The sequence below is a fragment of the Streptomyces sp. NPDC005931 genome (genome assembly GCF_042871235.1).
Lineage (GTDB): Bacteria > Actinomycetota > Actinomycetes > Streptomycetales > Streptomycetaceae > Streptomyces.
On the sequence record NZ_JBIAIG010000001.1, the window covers coordinates 522,827 to 539,309 of the forward strand.

Here is a 16,483-nt window from a genome sequence, read left to right on the forward strand (position 1 = left end):
CCCGTGACCCTTTCGTCACTGACCACGCGTACGCTGTATGGCTGTCATGGGCCACTCCTGCCGCTCCCCCCGCGACACCGCGGCAAGGTCTGGCCCACGGGGGAGTCACGGGGAGTTCGGGTGGATGATTTCGGGTCGCTGATCGGCAGCCCATGGATCTATGCGGTGGTGGCCCTCTCGGTCCTCCTCGACGTCTTCCTTCCGGTACTGCCCAGTGGGGTCCTGGTGATCACCGCGGCCACGGCGGCGGCCGCGGGCACGGCGACCGACGTCCCCGACATCCTCGTCCTGACCCTCTGCGCCGCGACGGCCTCCGTCCTGGGCGATCTGGTGGCCTACCGGCTCGCCTGGCGCGGCGGCGCCCGCCTGGACCGGGCGATCGCCCGCTCGCGCCGGCTGACCACCGCGCAGGAACGTCTCGGCGCCGGGCTGGCACGGGGCGGCGGCGCCCTGGTCGTCCTCGCCCGGTTCGCCCCGGCGGGCCGCTCGGTGGTCTCCCTGGGCGCCGGCGCCGCGCGCCACCGGGCCCGCGACTTCCTCCCCTGGTCGGCCCTGGCCGGCCTGGCCTGGGCCGCCTACAGCGTGGCCCTCGGCTACTTCGGTGCCCACTGGCTGGGCGCGACCTGGCTGGCGACGGCGGTGTCGGTGGGCGCGCTGTTCGCGGCGGGCGCGGGCGCGGCGTACCTGGTGCGCCGCCCCCGCCCCTCGGAGGTCTCCTAGCGCGGAGGTCTCCCAGGAGGATCCCCGGCGGGACGTGCGGTCGCGTACGGCCCGCTATCCCGCCCGGCGCGCCGTCCCCGCGCCCCGTACCTCCAGGCCGGCCAGCAGGTCGGCCGTGGCCTCGGCGACGGTGTCGACGGCGCGGTCGAAGACCTCGCGGTTGTGGGCGGCCGGCATGCGGAAGCCGGACACCTTTCTGACGTACTGCAGGGCGGCGGCCCTGATCTCCTCCTCCGAGGCCTCCTCGGGCAGCACGGGCGGGCGAAGGGTCTTGATGCTCCGGCACATGCCCCCAGTCTCACCCAAGGGGCCCTTGCGGACCAGGAGTCCGAAGCCTGCGATGATCCCCGCAGGCGGCCACCGTCCTGGGGCCGACCGACGAGAGGAGCCTCTCCATGACGAACGCACTCACCGTGGCCGTGCTCGGCCCCGGCGGCGTGGGCGGTCTGCTCGCCGCGCTGCTGAGCCGGGCCGGCCACCGGGTGATCTGCCTGGCCGGCGACGAGACCGCGGCGACCCTGCGCGCCGACGGCATCGCGGTCCGCAGCGAGCGGTTCGGCGACTTCACCGCCGGTGTCGAGGCGGACACCGAACTGCGGGAACCCGTCGACGCCTGCCTGATCACCGTCAAGCACACGGCGCTCGACACCGCGCTGTCCCGCGTCCCGGCACCGGTTCTCGGCGACGGGCTCGTCGTCCCGTTCCTCAACGGCGTCGAGCACCCGGCCGCCCTGCGCGCCCGGCACCGCGCCGACCGGGTCGCCCCCGCCGTCATCCGCGTCGAGTCCACCCGGGTCGCCCCCGGTGTCGTCGAGCACGGCAGCCCGTTCGCGGAGATCGACCTCACCGGTGATCCCGTGCCCCGCGCCCGGCTCGACGCCCTGGCCGCCGCCCTCACCGGTGCCGGACCCGCCACCCGAGTCCTGGAGGACGAGACGGCGGCCCTGTGGGCCAAGATGTCGTTCCTCGCCCCGCTGGCCCTGCTGACCACCCTCCACGGCGTACCCCTGGGGGACGTGCGGACCCGGCACCGGGAGGAACTGACCGCCCTGGTGACGGAGACGGCGGCGATCAGCCGTGCCTGCGGTGGCCCCGCCGACCCCGCGCAGGCCCTCGCCCGCTACGACGCCTTCCCGGCGCGGACCAGGTCGTCGATGCAGCGCGACGCCGAGGCCGGGCGACCCCTCGAACTGGACGCCATCGGCGGCGCGTTGCTGCGCGCGGCCGAGCGCCAGGGCGTGCCGGCCCCCGTCACGGCGCGCGTGGTGGCGCGACTGGCCCGGACCGCCGCGTAAGGGCCCCCGGTCCCCCGGCGTTCGGGCCGGGCCGCCCGGGTTCGATGCCCCTCGCGCGCCGCCGTGGTCGCGGTCTTCCACGATCGGATGAACCGTGGTGGAGACCCTTCCGCACCGCGCGAACCAAATTCGAACAGGCGTATTATTGGACCGTGGCTGCGACCTATGACTTTCCGAGTGACCTCCTCGCCGGTCAGGAGGAACTGCATCAGGTCCGGGCCGAGCTGTCGGCCCTGCTGAAGCGGCTCCCCTGGTCGGTCGAACCCCTCGACGGCTTCAGCGACGACAACAGCTGGCGCAAGGTCGAGCGCCCCGCCTCCCCCGGCTGGTCCGCCGACGAACAGGCCGAGGTGGAGAAGCTGCGGCGGCGGGAACACGAACTGGCGGTGTTCGTCAGCACCCACCGCTACTGGTCCGAGCTCACCGGCCCCGACCGGGTGCGGGCCCGGTCGGGGCTCAAGCACGCCCACGAGGATCCCCCGGACGGGACGTCCGACTCCCCGTGACGGGCGCCGTACCCCGGCCGGGACGGAAGGACCTTCCGTCCCGGCCGGACGGGCGGCGGCTCGGACTCAGCCCTTGCCGAGCAGCTCGTTCATCTCGGTGATCTCCGCCTTCTGCGCGGTGATGATGGCGTCGGCCAGGTCCTTCGCCGGTCCGTGGCGGCCCTTGGTCTTCTGGACCTCGGCCATGTCCACGGCGCCCTCGTGGTGCTCGACCATCAACTCCAGGAACGCGGCGTCGAAGTCCTTGCCCGTGGCCTTCTCCAGAGCGCCCATCTCCTGCTCGCTCATCATTCCCGGCATGCCGCCGTGGCCCGATGCCGAGTGGTCCGTGCCGTGGCCGCCGTGCGCGCCGGCGTCGGCGGCCGGGACGTCCTCGCCCCAGCTCTCCAGCCAGCCGGTCATGGTCGTGATCTCCGGGTCCTGGGCCTTCTCGATCCTCCGGGCGAGGTCCTTCACCTCGGCGGAGGAGGCACGGTCGGCGGCCATGCGGGCCATCTCCAGCGCCTGCCGGTGGTGCGGGATCATGCCCTGCGCGAAGGCGACGTCCTGCGCGTTGTGCGCCCCGGCCGTGGCCTCGGCGCTCGCGGAGGACCCGTCGCCCGAGGCGGCCCGGTCCTGCGTCCCGCCGTCGCCACCACAGGCGGACAGGGCGAGCGCGGCAGTGGCCGCCACCACTCCGAGGGCGGCACGGCGGGCGAGGGTACGCGTACTGGTCTTGCGGGTCATACGGGGAACTCCTGTGGTGCGGAGGGATGTGCGGACACGTCGGTGCGCCACGCCTCCGGCCGGGGGCGCGGTGCCGAGCGGTGTCTAGATCCGCAGCAGCTGAAGTTCGGCCAGCGACGGCGGGGCGCGGGCCCCGTCCGGCTCCCCCGACGGGTAGGCCCGGAGTGCGTCCTGGTCCGCGGGGAGGACCGACGGGGCGGCGAGGGGGGCGGGCAGCACCGGCGGGCCGCTCACGGCGGCCGCCGCGCAGGTGGGATCGGCGTGCTGGAGGTGGCCGCCGCCGTGCCCGTCGTCGTGGCACACGCCGGGGCCGGCCGCCGCGAGTGCCTCGGCCCGCGCGTGGTGGGCGGGGTGGGTGTGGCCGGGGGCGGCGGCGCCGGGCACCAGGCCGTGCATCCCGAGCAGTCCGGCCAGCAGCGCGAGCACGCACAGCGCCCGGGGCGACCACCGCACGGGGGATCGCCGGACACGTCGCTCGAAGCCGCTCACGGCCGCCAGCTTAGGGAACGGCACACTCGGGCACCCGCAGGGGTCCCCGTACGGGTGACGGCGCGGCGGATCGGCGGCGGGACTCACCACCACAGGTACGAAAGCGAGGGCCCCCGGTGCTCACCGGAGGCCCTGTTCCGTCCCGACGTCGTCCGACGTCCTCGGTCACGGTGGGCGCGGACGGTTTCGAACCGCCGACATCCTGCTTGTAAGGCAGGCGCTCTACCCCTGAGCTACGCACCCGGGTCCCGGGCGGCGCGCCCAGGTCGAGTGGACAGCCTACATGGCCCGTGGCACGGTCCGGCACACCCGTGTCCCCGGGTACGGCCGGGGGTTGTCCCCACCCCTGGTCCGGGAGCTTCCCGGATCCCCCGGTGGCCCCCGGATCCGTACGGTCGAAGAGCGCCACGGGGCGCCACCGTCCGTACCGAGGGGGAGACCGCCATGGCCCGCAGCACCCGCACCGCACGCACCGCCGCGCCGGCCGGCCCCGCACGCACCACCACGCACCGGCGCGCGGTCGCCGTCGCCGGGGCCGCCGTGGTGCTGGTCGCCGGGCTGAGCGCGTGCGGGGCCTCGGCCGGGGACGACGAGGACCCCGAGCACCGGTCCTTCGACCTGCCGAGCCGCACCCTCACCGTCGACTCCGACGACTCCGCGCTCGAGATCGTCGCCGCCGACTCGGCACCGTCGGGCAGGGTCGAGGTCACCCGCTGGTTCGAGGGCACCGTCGCCGTCGGCAAGGACCCGGAGGTCACCTGGTCCCTGGACGGCGACCGGCTGGTGCTGCGGACGGACTGCACCGGCATCGTCGCCGACTGCTCCGCCAGGCACCGCATCCAGGTCCCCCGCGGTGTCACCGTCACGGTGGAGGACGGCGACGGCAGCGTGCGGGCGCGGGGCTTCCGGGACGCGCTGAGCATCCGAACGACGGACGGTTCCGTCCGCGTCACCGACTCCACGGGACCGCTGGACCTGCGCACCGGCGACGGCTCGGTGCGCGCGGAGGTCTCCTCGCGGCAGGTGCGGGCCCGGTCCGGCGACGGCTCGGTCCACCTCGAACTCGGGGCCGTACCGGACCTGGTGGAGTCCAGCAGCGGCGACGGATCCCTGACGATCGACCTGCCCCCGGCCGCCTACAGGGTGACGACCGGGACGGGTGACGGCGCCGAGGACGTGTCCGTGCCCCGCGACGACTCCAGTCCCCATGTGGTCACCGCACACACCGGCGACGGCAAACTCACCGTCCGCACGGTGAACTGACCGCCCCGTGTGTTCGTCCTCTACCGGTGGGAGAATGACACCGGGCAGGGCGAACGACAGTACGGGAGAGGGATGTGACGGCGACACCAGCGCAGCCGCACTCGCCGTCGCTCTCGCGCGTGCCCCGCGCACGCATGCGGCAGGCCCGCAGGACTCCTCCCGGAGCCCTGCGCGACGCGCTCGCCCTGGTCGCGCTGCCCCTGGTCGCCGTGCTGGTCCTGCCCGCGGCGTTCACCGGTGGCGGCACCCGGCGCTGGTTCGGCGGACGGGCCGACAACCAGCGGGCCGAGGCGCAGGCGGCCAAGGACGCGGCCGCCGCCGCGTTCTACGAACTCGACACCGCCCAGCGCGATCTGCGGATCTCCATCGAGACGATCACCGCGGTCGACGACTCCCCCGCCGCCCGCCGCGCCGTCGAGGGCTTCGAGGCCCTCGGGCGGCGCATCGACGAGGCCAGTCACCGCTACATCGGCGCCGTCGACGCCCATGACCTCGACCGCGACGACCTGGAGGCCGCGACCGCCTCCCGTGCCCGCGCCGAACTCACCGCGGCCAGGGAGGAGCTGGACCGGGTCAAGCAGGAGCTGGACCGCTTCGCCGACGGCCTCGGGCCCCTGCTCGGCAAGGCCGAGACCCAGCTGGCCCGGCTCGCGCCCGCCGTCGAGCGCGCCCGCCAGTCCCTGCTCGCCGCCTCCAACGCCCTCGACACCGCCCGCGGCACGGGTCTGAGGGCCGACGACCTCGCCGCCCGGCTCGCCGCGCTCTCGCCGGAGCTGACCCGGCTGAACCAGGGGGCGGGGCAGCACGGCGTGCCGCAGACCCTGGAGCGGGCCGAACGCGTCACGCGCGAGGCCGAGGCCGTCCGGGCGGAGGCCGAACGGCTGCCGGAGCGGGCCGCCGAGATCGACCACCGGCTGGTCTCCCTGCGCACCCGCGCCCAGGCCCTCACCACCCGCTCCGAGCAGGTCGAACCGGTGCTGAGCGAACTGCGCCGACGCTTCACCGCCGCCTGCTGGCAGGACCTGCAGCACGTCCCCGAAGTGGCCACGGAGAACGTCCGCCGGGCCGAGGCGAAGCTCGCCGAGGCGCGGGCCGCGCGCGACGAGCAGCGCTGGGCGGACGCGACCGCCCTGCTGTCGACCGCACGGGCGCTGCTGAACACGACCGACGAGGCGGTGTCGGCCGCCGGTGACCGGCTGCGGCGGCTGAACGCCGTGCAGAAGGACCCGGGGCAGGAGATCGAGCGGACCCGCTTCGCCATCCGCGACGCCCAGCGCCTCGCCATGGCCGGACGCAACACCCCCGACCCGCGCCACGCCCGCCCCCTGGACGACGCGGTGGCCCGCCTGGAGCGCGCCGTCGCGGCCCTGGAGGGCCGTCACCCCGACTACTGGCACTTCCTGACCGAGACGGAAGCGGTACGGGGCGCGGTGGCCCGCGTGGTGGCCCGGATCCGCGAGGAACGCGGCGCGGCGGCCCACTGAGCCGCCCGGGCTCGTCCGCCCATGGTGCGCCGCGCCCGCGGAAAAGGTCTCCGTACGCATCCGCGTGACGCGTCCCCGCACCACGCACCGCGTGCCGCGACCGGTGAACCGCTGTGCCCGCGCCGGTTAACCTGTGCCCATGCCTCGCTACGAGTACCGCTGCCGGACCTGCGGCGACACCTTCGAACTGAACCGCCCCATGGCGCAGTCCTCCGCCCCCGCGTCGTGCCCCGCGGGCCACGACGACACGGTGAAGCTGCTGTCCACGGTCGCCGTGGGGGGCACCGCGTCCGCCCCCGCCCCGGCCCCCCGCGCGGGCGGCGGTGGCGGCGGCTGCTGCGGCGGGGGCTGCTGCGGCTGACGCTGCGGCGCAGGTGAGCGCGCGGCGCCCGCCCGCGCGCCGGCCGGCCCTCAGCGAATCTTCAGGTCCGGTTTCCTACCGTGCACGGCATGACAGCCGTCTCGACCGGACCGCAGTGGGTCGACGACCTCATGGACGCCATGGGCGCTCCTGGGGCCGGCCTCGCCATCGCCCTGGAGAACCTCTTCCCTCCCCTGCCCAGCGAGGTGATCCTGCCGATGGCGGGTTTCGCCGCCGCCGGTGGACGGATGGGCCTGCTCGCCGTGCTGCTGTGGACGACGGCCGGGTCGGTGGCCGGCGCGCTCGCGCTGTACGGGCTGGGCGCGCTGCTCGGCCGGGACCGGACGGTGGCGGTCGCGGCGCGGCTGCCGCTGGTGAGGCTCGCGGACATCGAGCGGACGGAGGCGTGGTTCCTGCGGCACGGGACCAGGGCGGTGTTCTTCGGACGGATGATCCCGGTGTTCCGCAGTCTCGTCTCGGTGCCGGCCGGTGTGGAGCGGATGCGGCTGCCGGTGTTCCTCGCTCTGACCACGCTGGGCAGCGCGGTGTGGAACACGGCGTTCGTGCTGGCGGGCTACGCGCTGGGCGACAACTGGGAGCGGGTCGCGGCCGTCGCCTCGGCGTACTCCACGGTGGTCCTCGGTGCCGCGGCCCTGGCGGTGTCGGCGTTCGTGGTCGTACGGCTGCGCCGCCCGGGGCCCGGGCGGCGGCGTGCCGGGCGGAGGAACGCGCCGGACGCGGTGGCCGGGGCGGACCGCCGCCGGTGACGTGTGCCCCGCCCGGGTGGGGGGCGGGGCGCACCGCGCCCTGACGCGGTCAGGTGGCCGAGCGCACCGTCCGCAGGAACTCGCGCAGGATCCGCTCGCCGGCCAGGACGCCCCGCTCGGGCAGTGACCTGATCGTGGGGGCCGACCAGCCGGCGTCGGCCAGCTCGCCGTGGCCCGGGCGCCAGCCCTGGTCCGCGGCCAGCAGCAGGTCGGCGTCCAGGAGGGAGTCGCCGGCGGCGAGGGTGAGACCGGCCCCGGTGCGGCGGGCGACCTCGTGCAGGGCCGCGCTCTTGGTGAGCGGCCCCGGCACGGCGTAGATCTTGCGGCCCTGGAGCGAGACCGTCCAGCCGCGGTTCCCCGCCCACACCGCGAGCTCCTTCACCCAGTCCTCGGGCAGCAGTTCGCGCTCGACGACGAGGTAGGCGAAGAGGTCCTCGGCGACCCGGTGCTTGCGGACCCAGACCGGGTCGGCGGTCCGCAGCAGGTGCTCCTGCACCTCGGCCAGCGGGGCGCACTCGTCGGCCAGCCGCGCGGTCACCCGGGCGTGCCAGTCCGGGTCGGAGACGCCGTCGACCAGGATGTGGCCGCCGTTGGCGCAGATCACGTAACCCGGCGGCGGTCCGGGCAGGTTGATGCGCTGGTACTGCTTGCGGGTCCGGGTCGTGGACGGCACGAACAGCGCCGCGTCGCCGAGTTCGGTGAGCAGGTGGGCGGCCGTCTCGGTCATGAATGACAGCGGGCGGCTCTCGTGGACCTCGACGCACAGCAGCCGGGGCGCCCGCGCGTCCGGCATCGTCAGGGCGAGGGCGGCGGCGGAGTAGATGAGGGTGCGGTCGAGGTCGCTGGCGACGAGGACGGGCATCACGACGTCACCGCCCGGCCGTCGGCACCGGTCGCGCCCCGGGTGTAGCGGGGGTGGATGAGACCGACGCAGGTGTACGGGAGGTCGGCGACCTCCTCGACGGGGACGCCCCGCTGTTCGGCCAGCAGGCGCACGTGGTCGAGGTCGCGGCCCGCCCCGGACCGCGCCAGCACCTTCCACGGCACGCGGCGCAGCAGGACGCGGGTGGTCTCGCCGACGCCCGGCTTGACGAGATTGACGTCGTGGATGCCGTACTCCTCGCTGATGCGCTCGACCGCGGCCCAGCCCTCCCAGGTGGGGGTGCGGTCGGTGGCGACCAGGTCCTTGGCCTGGGCGCAGGCGGCGTCCGTGACCTCGGGGAAGCGGTCGGAGACGGCGTCCAGGAAGGCCACCGAGACGTCGGAGCCGGCGAGTTCGCGGTAGAACTTGGCGCCGTGGAAGTCGTGCGGGCCGACCAGGTCGGCGCGCAGCACGGTGCGCGATATCAGGCCGGAGACGGTGGAGTTGAGGCAGGCGGAGGGGACGAGGTAGTCCTCGCGGGTGCCGTAGGTCCGCACGCAGGAGCCCGGGTCGGCGAGGACCGCGATCTCCGGGTCGAAGCCGGTGATGCCCTCTTCCTTCTCGAACTCCTCGACCGCCTGGGCCAGTTCGCGAGTGATGGCGCCCTTGCCGGTCCAGCCGTCGACGAAGACGACGTCGCGGGGATCATGGTGCGCGGCCAGCCAGCGCAGGGCGTTGGCGTCGATGCCCCGGCCGCGGACGATGGAGACGGCGTAGTGCGCGAGCTCCAGCTGGTGCCGGTACTGGGCCCAGCGGCGCATCAGGATGCCTACGGGGGTGCCCGCGCGGGCCAGGGAGACCAGCACCGGTCGGGGGGACCGCTCGGCGAGCACCGTCTCGGTGACCACGCCGACGGCGTGGGCCACGCGGTCCGCGGAGCTCTCCAGGGCCGCGGAGAACAGTTCCTGGTACTGCGCGGTGGGCTGGTACTCGACGGGCAGCGACTCGGCGTAGTGGGCACCGCCGCTCTGGACGGCCTCCTCGCGCTCCTCGGTCGGCGCCTCCAGCGTCACGTCCGAGAGGTCCTGGAGCAGCCAGCCGACCTCCTCGGGCGCGTACGAGGAGAATGCGGGGCCTCTGAGGGGCTCGGGCAGCATGGTGGCGGGCCTTTCGGGGGCGTCCGGTGGATCCGGCGCGATCCTGGCAGCGGGTACGTACGACGGTACGACCGCGAGGAGGACCTGCGGGGTGTGGGCGGCGAGCCGGGCCAGTAGGCCGTCGGGCGCGTGCAGTTCCGGCGTGTCGGCGACCGAGTCGACGACGGCGACGACGGTGTCGAAGCCGGCCCCGGCGACGTTGTAGGCGTACCGCTCGCCGGGGCCGTCGGCCGGGTCGTCGTGGGCGGGGAAGACCAGGCGGGTGCGTATCGCGTAGCCGGGGTCGTCGACCGCGAGGACGGGCGAGCGGGTGGTGGTGGAGTAGCGCACCTCGGTGCCGGTCGCCCGCTCCTCCAGCGCGTGGGCGAGGCGGAGCGGGGCGTACATCAGCTCCTCGAAGCCGAGGACCAGTACGCGGCGGGCGTCGGCGGGCAGCGCGCCGGCGAGCCGCGCGGCCATGGCGGGCAGCGTCCCCTCCAGCCGCGCCCGGTGGGCGGGGGTGAAGCCGTGCCGCCCGCCGTCGGGCAGACCTTCGGGCCAGCCCAGCTCGACCCGCGTGATCACCCCGGGCGGGCCCGCGGGCACTTCGGGGCCCGGCCCGGCCGCCTCCTGGCGGGCGACCAGTTCGCGGCCCTTCTCCAGGACGTTCCCGGGCAGCCGCACGGTGCCCGAGCCGGTCGCGACCAGATCGACGCGGGCGCCGATCTCCCCGGCGAAGGCCTCCAGACGTCCGGCGTCGGCGGGCGAGCGCATGTCGACCAGGGCGACCACCACGTACCGGCGTCGCGGATACCGTCCGTGGAGGTCGCGGACGGTGTTCAGCACCGTGTTCCCCGTGGAGAACTCGTCGTCGACCAGCACCAGTGGGCCGTCGCCGGCCAGCAGCCGGGGGTTCTCCGGGAGCAGCAGGTGGGAGGTGGCGTGGGAGTGCGACTCCTCGAAGCCGCCCGCCGCCGCGACTCCGGGAACCGGACGGCGGGTGGAGTGCAGGTAGGGCGCCACGCCCAGACCGTCGGCCACCGCGTGGCCGAGTCCGGTGGCGGTCTCCGCGTAGCCGAGGACGACCGCGCCGTGCGCCTCCTCGCCCAGCAGCTCGCGCACCCGGCGGCCGAGCGCGACGCCGTGGCCGTACACGACGGACGGCGACTGCGGCACGTGCTTGCCGAGGACGTTGGACACCAGCAGGTGAGCCCGCTTGGGGTTGCGGCGCAGGGCCAGCCCCAGCAGCTCGGTGAGCCGGTCGTCCCCGGTCAGCTCGACCCCGAGCCGCTGCGCGACCCAGCTCCCGGACCAGACGTCGCCGCCCGTCCGGGCCCCGTCGCGCACCTGCCGGCGCGCACCCTCGTTCACTGCCTTCTCCATGGATTCCTTGCGGTCGATGCGGTCGGTCCGGCCGGTGCGACCGGTTCCGGGCGGGCCGTCGGGCCGTCGGTCACTCCCCGAGGCCCGCGGCGAGCAGTTCCACGAAGCCGATGTCCTCGTGGGCCACGCCGAAGACCTCGGCGCGCAGCAGGGTGCGCTCGGCCCAGGCGCGGTGCGGCTTCACCTCGTTCATCTTGTTCGTGTACGCCGACCTCAGTACACCCCCACCGCCGCGTTCCGGCCGGAGGATGTCCTGGGCGTCGCTGAACTCCTCGTGGCTGACGACGGACAGCGCGTGCACCGGCAGCACGTGGGAGGGGTGGATGCAGGTCTTGCCCAGCAGGCCGTTGGCCTGGTCCAGGGAGATCTCGCGCAGCAGGCCGTCCATGGCGTGTTCGATCAGCTTCTCGCGCAGCTCGACGGCCTGCACCTCGAGGAAGGGGCTCTGCCGCAGCAGCGGCTTGAACATGCGCTCCTGGACCCGGAAGTACTCCCACACCGGCCCGGTGACCGTGAACCCGGTGCCGTCGGCCCGGCCCAGCATGTTCACCACGTCGGCGATCACGGAGGCGACGATCTGGACGTCGTACGCCGTCATGTCGGGGCCCCGGCGCAGCCCGTAGGAGGAGCAGAAGTCGGTGACGCCGAGGCGTAGGGCGAGGACGCGGTCGCGGTACTTGTCGACCGCGCGGACGATGCCCTCGAGGGTCTCCACGCGCGTCTCCCGGTAGAGCAGCTCGGGAGACTCCAGCACGGGCATGGCGAACAGCCGGCGGCCGCAGGCGTTCTCGGCGGCGTCCAGCGCCTCCAGGTAGGGCATGCCGCGTTCCTCGGTGAACTTCGGCAGTACGAAACCGGACAGCAGCCGGACGGAGGGGCCGAGACGCCGCACCAGGTCGGGGATCTGCCCCGGGGCCCGGACCCGGATGAACAGCAGCGGGGGATCCGCGTCCGGGCGGGCGGCGAGGGCGGTGAGCTGCCGTACGAGGTTCTCCTCGCCGTCGCTCACGTCGGCGTCGTCGATGGAGTCCTCCAGGCACAGCACCATGGAGACCACCCCGCGTGCGGCCTGCTTGACGATGTCGTCGGCGAGGCGGGGGCGGGTGGCGGGGCTGTAGAGGGTGGCCCCCAGGGCCGCGGACAGCAGCCGGGCCGGTGAGTCCGGGGTGAAGGCGGTCGGCTCACGACAGAAGAGACGTTTCCGCACCGCAGGGGCTATGTGCCCGAAATGACGCATTGAACTCCCCCGTGGGTGCTGGGCAATCCGTGGAATGTCGGCAGGTGGCCGGTAATAGTACGTAGAGATCGATGTCGGAGGTTCCCGTCGGGCATGAACTTCAGGTAACCCCGCCGTGGCGGGCCCACACCCGCGGCCGTGGCGGTGCCGCACCCCGCGTTGTCGTGACCAGGACGGAGAGGGCAGGATGACCGCATGACGCACGCGATGCTGAAGGGGTCGAACGTCCCTCTGGAAGCCACCACGGTACGCGCCGTGCTGCGCTGGTCGCCCGGGCAGGGGGTTCCGGACGTCGACGCCTCCGCGCTGCTCCTCGGCCTCGACGATCGTGTGCGCTCCGACGAGGACTTCGTCTTCTACAACCAGCCCCGACACCCCTCCGGGAAGGTCTGGCGGCTCGGCAAGAAGCGGGTCGCCGAGGGCCTCACCGACACGATCCAGACAGATCTCGTCGGTGTCGAGTCCGGCGTGGGCCGGATTCTGCTGGTCGCGTCGGCGGACGGCGTCACGTTCGACCGCGTACGGGCGCTGCGCATTCTGCTGTACGACGCGCAGGCCGCGGACGGGGAAGCGCTGGCGTATTTCGACATCAAGCCGGAGACGGGCCGGGAGACGGCGCTGATCTGCGGGGAACTGTACCGGCGCGGGGACGGGTGGAAGTTCCGGGCGCTGGGCGAGGGCTACTCGAACGGGCTGAAGGGCCTGGCGACGGACTTCGGCATCTCGGTCGACGAGTCGGAGGCGGCGGAGGAGCCCCAGCCCGCGGAAACCCCCCGCCAGTCCCCCGCACCGGACACCCGGGCGACGCCGACGCCCTCCACCGCACAGCCGCCGTCGCGGCAGCAGGTGCAGCCCGAGGCGCCGACGCAGCCGCACGTCCCTGCGGCGGCCCCGCCGGCACCTCCCGAGACCTCCCGCCCGCTGCCGCCGGAGCAGCCGGCCGGCGTCCCGGCCCAGCCCGGCTACGGCTATCCCCCGCAGCAGTCGGCCGCCGCCCAGCCGGCCTACGGCTACCCGCAGCCGGCCGCGCAGCCCGCCTACGGCTACCCGCAGTCCCCGCCCGCGACGGCCGCCGCCCAGCCCGCCTACGGCTTCCCGCCGGCCCCGGCGCCCCTGGACCCGGACTTCCGCCTGCCTCCCCAGGGCCCCCAGTTCGTCGGCCGCTGAAGGCGCCGCCGCGGGGCCGGGGCCCGGCGGCTCACCGCTCCCCGCGGCGCACCGTGCTGCCGAAGCCGGGTGGTCCGCAAGGCCCGGCCCGCAGGCCACCGGGAAGGTCACCGGTGGCCCACGGCCCCGCTCCTCGGGGCAGCCGACGCCGCGGCCCCGGGAACCGGTCGCCCCTCGGCCGCGGGGCGGGCGAGCCCCTCCGGGGTACGGGCCCCCACTACGGCCGCCCGGAACTTCAGACGCCCGGCGGGATCCCCCGCGCCCGATCCCCCCACCGGCTCCCGGCCCCGCGGCGTCCGCGATGCCGGCCCGGCCCGCGCCGGAGGGGCACTGGCACCGGCGTGCGCGCCCCTCCCCGGGGCCCCCGGTGCCCGGACCTCACCGGCCCGCGGGGCCGGTGAGATACGTCCCGCACCCCGCGGGGGCGGGTCCTCAGCGTTCCACCTTCGTCTTGAAGCCCCGGCCCCACTGGAGGCCCCAGCCGTAGAGGCGGTCGAGTTCGGCCTGGAATCCGTAGACGAACTTCACCTCCCGGCGCACGATGATCTCGTTCTTCACGTTCTCGATCATCACGACGGCGCAGGAGCGGGCCTGGGGATGGCGTTCGTCGAGGCCGATCTCGATGCGCGGGCCGTTGCTCGGGTAGAGCGTGACCATGGCCTGGGTGCGGTCGAACGCGGGGGTCTGGTCGTAGATGTAGGCGAAGACCAGCAGGCGCTTGATCTTCTCGCGCTGGTCCAGGTTCACGTAGATCGTCTCGCCGGACGCCGAGCCGAACCGGTCGTCGCCGCTCAGCTTCACGTACGGCGGCGCGTTGACCTCGCCGAGGAGCCCCCCGAGCGGCTGCACCACGCCCTTGGTGCCGTCCTGCAACTCGTACAGGCACCCGAGGTCGAGGTCGACGTTGACCATGCTCTGGCTGTGGCCGATGACCTCCGGCGGCTTCAGTGCCCTGAAGGGGTGCCGCAGCAGGCTCTCGCGCTGCGAGCCGCCGAAGTCGGAGGTCCGCATCCGCCAGCTCAGATTGATCCGCAGATGACCGGTGGCCGCCCCCTGCTTCGTCAGGGACACCTGACCGTGCCGCTTGGTCAGCTCGATCGCGTTGGTCGCCGCGCTGCCCGAGTCGAAGTCGGTCCCGCGTCCGCGCCACAGTCCGTCCAGGAAACCCATTCCCGCCCCAAGTCCAGTCGTCGAACCCCGCCCGGGCCGCCCGCGGCCCGAAGAGGGCCGGACGGCCGACGGGGCGGCCCCGAGGAGTGGTCCTCGGAGGCCGCCCCGTCCAGAGCGTTCCTCACCCGGGGTGTCGTCACACCCCGGAGGAGACCTCGGTCTTCTCGTCCGCGTCCCGCTCGGCCGCCGCCAGCGCGCGGTTGCGGCGCACGGAGGACCAGAAGGACCAGCCGATCAGGACGACACCGATGAGACCGGTGATGATCTCGTTGATCTCGTACTGGATGGTGACGAGCAGGATCATGGCCAGGGCACCGATCGCGTAGTGCGCGCCGTGCTCCAGGTAGACGTAGTCGTCCAGGGTGCCCTGACGGACCAGGTACACGGTGAGCGACCGGACGTACATGGCGCCGACACCCAGGCCCAGGGCCATCAGGACGATGTCGTTGGTGATGGCGAAGGCACCGATCACGCCGTCGAAGGAGAAGGACGCGTCCAGGACCTCGAGGTAGAGGAACATGAAGAACGCGGCCTTGCCGGCCAGGGCGACCGCCGAGCGGGGCTTCCCGGCGCGCTCGGCCTTCTCCTCCTCCTCGTGCTCGCGCTCCTCCTCCTCTTCCAGCTTGTCCTCGAAGAAGCCGGACAGACCGCCCACGATCATGTAGGTGATCAGACCCGCGATACCGGAGAGCAGGACCGTGTCCGCCTTGTCGACGTGCGTGCCGCCGTGCTGGTGGGCCTGGGTGGCGAAGGTCATCGCGGAGATCAGCAGGATGATCAGCGCGATGCAGACCGACAGCATGTCGATCTTGCCGAGCTTGGCCAGCGGGCGCTCCAGCCAGCCGAGCCACTTGATGTCGCGGTCCTCGAAGATGAAGTCGAGGAAGATCATCAGCAGGAACATGCCACCGAACGCGGCGATCGCGGGATGCGCGTCGGTGACGAGCTCCTGGTAACGGTCCTTGTCGGTGAGCGCGAGGTCGACGGCCTCGATCGGCCCGAGCTGGGCGCTGACGGCGACGATCACCACGGGGAAGACCAGTCGCATGCCGAAGACGGCGATCAGAATGCCGATGGTGAGGAAGATCTTCTGCCAGAAGGCATTCATCTTCTTGAGGATGCCGGCGTTGACCACCGCGTTGTCGAAGGACAGCGAGATCTCGAGGATGGAGAGGATCGCCACGATGCCGAAGGCGGTCCACCCCCCGTAGAGGACCGCTGCGACCAGGCCGAGCGCGGTGACCGCGAACGACCAGCCGAAGGTTTTCAGAACCACTGGCTACCCCATCATGTCTGTACGGGTCTCCCCCGCCGCCGTGATCGGCTTTACGAAACGTTGACTCCGAAGTCTAGAGCGATGCCCCGCAGTCCCGACGCGTACCCCTGACCCACGGCACGGAACTTCCACTCGCCCTGGTAGCGGTACAGCTCGCCGAAGATCATCGCGGTTTCGGTGGAGGCGTCCTCACTCAGGTCGTAGCGGGCCAGTTCCTGGCCGTCGGCCTGGTTGACGACGCGGATGAAGGCGTTGCTGACCTGTCCGAAGGTCTGGCCCCGCTCGTCCGCCATGTGGATCGAGACCGGGAAGACGATCTTGTCGCACTGCGGCGGGACCTTGGACAGGTCGACCAGCAGGGACTCGTCGTCGCCGTCGCCCTCGCCGGTGAGGTTGTCACCGGTGTGCTCCACCGAGCCGTCCGGGCTCTTGAGCTGGTTGTAGAAGACGAACCACTCGTCGCCCATGACCCGGCCGCCGGTGCACATCAGCGCGCTGGCGTCGAGGTCGAAGGGGGCTCCGGTGGTGGAGCGCGCGTCCCAGCCGAGCCCGACCATCACCTGAGTGAGGTTCGGTGCGGCCTTGGACAGGGAGACATTGCCTCCCTTGGCGAGCGTGACGCCCATGATGCTGGTCCCTCC

Annotated in this window: 16 protein-coding genes, 1 tRNA gene and 1 pseudogene; 8 read left to right on the top strand and 10 right to left on the bottom strand. The window is 73.5% G+C overall.

The window, feature by feature from the left end; translation table 11 throughout:
- The first annotated feature begins 120 nt into the window (after window positions 1-120).
- Entirely contained in the window at window positions 121-720 is a 600-nt protein-coding gene (locus ACFYOV_RS02360; protein ID WP_389081747.1) for a DedA family protein, read from the top strand.
- Window positions 721-774: 54 nt separating this feature from the next.
- On the opposite strand, the gene ACFYOV_RS02365 is transcribed toward ACFYOV_RS02360, so the two are convergent.
- Window positions 775-1,008 (bottom strand): DUF2277 domain-containing protein, encoded by a 234-nt coding sequence (locus tag ACFYOV_RS02365; protein WP_389081749.1) that lies wholly within the window; start codon window positions 1,006-1,008, stop codon window positions 775-777.
- Between the two features lie 107 nt (window positions 1,009-1,115).
- On the opposite strand from ACFYOV_RS02365, the gene ACFYOV_RS02370 reads away from it, so the two are divergent.
- Window positions 1,116-2,015, top strand: a complete 900-nt coding sequence (locus ACFYOV_RS02370) for a ketopantoate reductase family protein (protein WP_389081751.1) — start codon at window positions 1,116-1,118, stop codon at window positions 2,013-2,015.
- Window positions 2,016-2,167: 152 nt separating this feature from the next.
- Window positions 2,168-2,521, top strand: coding sequence for a hypothetical protein (locus ACFYOV_RS02375; RefSeq protein ID WP_389081753.1), 354 nt, complete (start codon window positions 2,168-2,170; stop codon window positions 2,519-2,521).
- Between the two features lie 66 nt (window positions 2,522-2,587).
- Here ACFYOV_RS02375 and ACFYOV_RS02380 read toward each other — a convergent pair whose 3' ends face one another.
- The 3 genes from ACFYOV_RS02380 to ACFYOV_RS02390 all read right to left on the bottom strand — a co-directional run bounded on the left by ACFYOV_RS02380 (window position 2,588) and on the right by ACFYOV_RS02390 (window position 3,979).
- Window positions 2,588-3,247 carry a DUF305 domain-containing protein gene (locus tag ACFYOV_RS02380; protein WP_389081755.1) on the bottom strand — a complete coding sequence of 220 codons (660 nt, stop codon included), beginning with the start codon at window positions 3,245-3,247 and terminating at the stop codon, window positions 2,588-2,590.
- Between the two features lie 84 nt (window positions 3,248-3,331).
- Complete coding sequence (locus tag ACFYOV_RS02385; RefSeq protein WP_389081758.1) at window positions 3,332-3,736, bottom strand: DUF6153 family protein; 405 nt, start codon at window positions 3,734-3,736, stop codon at window positions 3,332-3,334.
- 171 nt (window positions 3,737-3,907) lie between these two features.
- Window positions 3,908-3,979, bottom strand: a tRNA-Val gene (locus tag ACFYOV_RS02390).
- Between the two features lie 201 nt (window positions 3,980-4,180).
- Between ACFYOV_RS02390 and ACFYOV_RS02395 the strand changes: the two genes are divergently transcribed.
- The 4 genes and pseudogenes from ACFYOV_RS02395 to ACFYOV_RS02410 all read left to right on the top strand — a co-directional run bounded on the left by ACFYOV_RS02395 (window position 4,181) and on the right by ACFYOV_RS02410 (window position 7,743).
- The gene (locus ACFYOV_RS02395) at window positions 4,181-4,999 is read left to right on the top strand and encodes a DUF4097 family beta strand repeat-containing protein (RefSeq protein ID WP_389081760.1); all 819 of its coding nucleotides are present in this window, start codon (window positions 4,181-4,183) and stop codon (window positions 4,997-4,999) included.
- A gap of 74 nt (window positions 5,000-5,073) precedes the next feature.
- On the top strand, window positions 5,074-6,483 hold the full coding sequence (locus ACFYOV_RS02400; RefSeq protein WP_389081762.1) for a hypothetical protein: 1,410 nt from the start codon (window positions 5,074-5,076) through the stop codon (window positions 6,481-6,483).
- Window positions 6,484-6,622: 139 nt separating this feature from the next.
- Window positions 6,623-6,844 carry a zinc ribbon domain-containing protein gene (locus ACFYOV_RS02405; RefSeq protein WP_389081764.1) on the top strand — a complete coding sequence of 74 codons (222 nt, stop codon included), beginning with the start codon at window positions 6,623-6,625 and terminating at the stop codon, window positions 6,842-6,844.
- An 89-nt stretch (window positions 6,845-6,933) separates the two neighbouring features.
- Window positions 6,934-7,743, top strand: a pseudogene (locus tag ACFYOV_RS02410) (DedA family protein).
- Here ACFYOV_RS02410 and ACFYOV_RS02415 read toward each other — a convergent pair.
- From ACFYOV_RS02415 to ACFYOV_RS02425, 3 genes are all read right to left on the bottom strand, one after another.
- Entirely contained in the window at window positions 7,661-8,473 is an 813-nt protein-coding gene (locus ACFYOV_RS02415; RefSeq protein ID WP_389081766.1) for an HAD family hydrolase, read from the bottom strand. The pseudogene ACFYOV_RS02410 and the gene ACFYOV_RS02415 overlap by 83 nt on opposite strands.
- Window positions 8,473-10,992, bottom strand: coding sequence for a phosphoribosyltransferase (locus tag ACFYOV_RS02420; protein ID WP_389081768.1), 2,520 nt, complete (start codon window positions 10,990-10,992; stop codon window positions 8,473-8,475). Before ACFYOV_RS02420 ends, ACFYOV_RS02415 begins: the two co-directional genes overlap by 1 nt.
- A 70-nt stretch (window positions 10,993-11,062) precedes the next feature.
- Window positions 11,063-12,229 (bottom strand): HpcH/HpaI aldolase/citrate lyase family protein, encoded by a 1,167-nt coding sequence (locus tag ACFYOV_RS02425; RefSeq protein WP_389081771.1) that lies wholly within the window; start codon window positions 12,227-12,229, stop codon window positions 11,063-11,065.
- A gap of 195 nt (window positions 12,230-12,424) precedes the next feature.
- On the opposite strand from ACFYOV_RS02425, the gene ACFYOV_RS02430 reads away from it, so the two are divergent.
- Complete coding sequence (locus tag ACFYOV_RS02430) at window positions 12,425-13,396, top strand: TerD family protein (RefSeq protein ID WP_389081773.1); 972 nt, start codon at window positions 12,425-12,427, stop codon at window positions 13,394-13,396.
- Window positions 13,397-13,828: 432 nt separating this feature from the next.
- Here the strand turns inward: ACFYOV_RS02430 and ACFYOV_RS02435 are convergent, their stop codons facing one another.
- From ACFYOV_RS02435 to ACFYOV_RS02445, 3 genes are all read right to left on the bottom strand, one after another.
- On the bottom strand, window positions 13,829-14,566 hold the full coding sequence (locus ACFYOV_RS02435) for a Tellurium resistance (RefSeq protein WP_389081775.1): 738 nt from the start codon (window positions 14,564-14,566) through the stop codon (window positions 13,829-13,831).
- Between the two features lie 136 nt (window positions 14,567-14,702).
- The gene (locus ACFYOV_RS02440; protein ID WP_389081778.1) at window positions 14,703-15,842 is read right to left on the bottom strand and encodes a DUF475 domain-containing protein; all 1,140 of its coding nucleotides are present in this window, start codon (window positions 15,840-15,842) and stop codon (window positions 14,703-14,705) included.
- Window positions 15,843-15,892: 50 nt separating this feature from the next.
- The gene (locus ACFYOV_RS02445) at window positions 15,893-16,468 is read right to left on the bottom strand and encodes a TerD family protein (RefSeq protein WP_389081780.1); all 576 of its coding nucleotides are present in this window, start codon (window positions 16,466-16,468) and stop codon (window positions 15,893-15,895) included.
- Window positions 16,469-16,483 lie beyond the last annotated feature (15 nt).

Coding starts and splice junctions, on each gene's coding strand:
- ACFYOV_RS02445 (WP_389081780.1), bottom strand. CDS start 16,468: ATGGGCGTCACGCTCGCCAAGGGAGGCAATGTCTCCCTGTCCAAGGCC.
- ACFYOV_RS02380 (WP_389081755.1), bottom strand. CDS start 3,247: ATGACCCGCAAGACCAGTACGCGTACCCTCGCCCGCCGTGCCGCCCTC.
- ACFYOV_RS02415 (WP_389081766.1), bottom strand. CDS start 8,473: ATGCCCGTCCTCGTCGCCAGCGACCTCGACCGCACCCTCATCTACTCC.
- ACFYOV_RS02430 (WP_389081773.1), top strand. CDS start 12,425: ATGACGCACGCGATGCTGAAGGGGTCGAACGTCCCTCTGGAAGCCACC.
- ACFYOV_RS02395 (WP_389081760.1), top strand. CDS start 4,181: ATGGCCCGCAGCACCCGCACCGCACGCACCGCCGCGCCGGCCGGCCCC.
- ACFYOV_RS02425 (WP_389081771.1), bottom strand. CDS start 12,229: ATGCGTCATTTCGGGCACATAGCCCCTGCGGTGCGGAAACGTCTCTTC.
- ACFYOV_RS02420 (WP_389081768.1), bottom strand. CDS start 10,992: ATGGAGAAGGCAGTGAACGAGGGTGCGCGCCGGCAGGTGCGCGACGGG.
- ACFYOV_RS02365 (WP_389081749.1), bottom strand. CDS start 1,008: ATGTGCCGGAGCATCAAGACCCTTCGCCCGCCCGTGCTGCCCGAGGAG.
- ACFYOV_RS02405 (WP_389081764.1), top strand. CDS start 6,623: ATGCCTCGCTACGAGTACCGCTGCCGGACCTGCGGCGACACCTTCGAA.
- ACFYOV_RS02435 (WP_389081775.1), bottom strand. CDS start 14,566: ATGGGTTTCCTGGACGGACTGTGGCGCGGACGCGGGACCGACTTCGAC.
- ACFYOV_RS02370 (WP_389081751.1), top strand. CDS start 1,116: ATGACGAACGCACTCACCGTGGCCGTGCTCGGCCCCGGCGGCGTGGGC.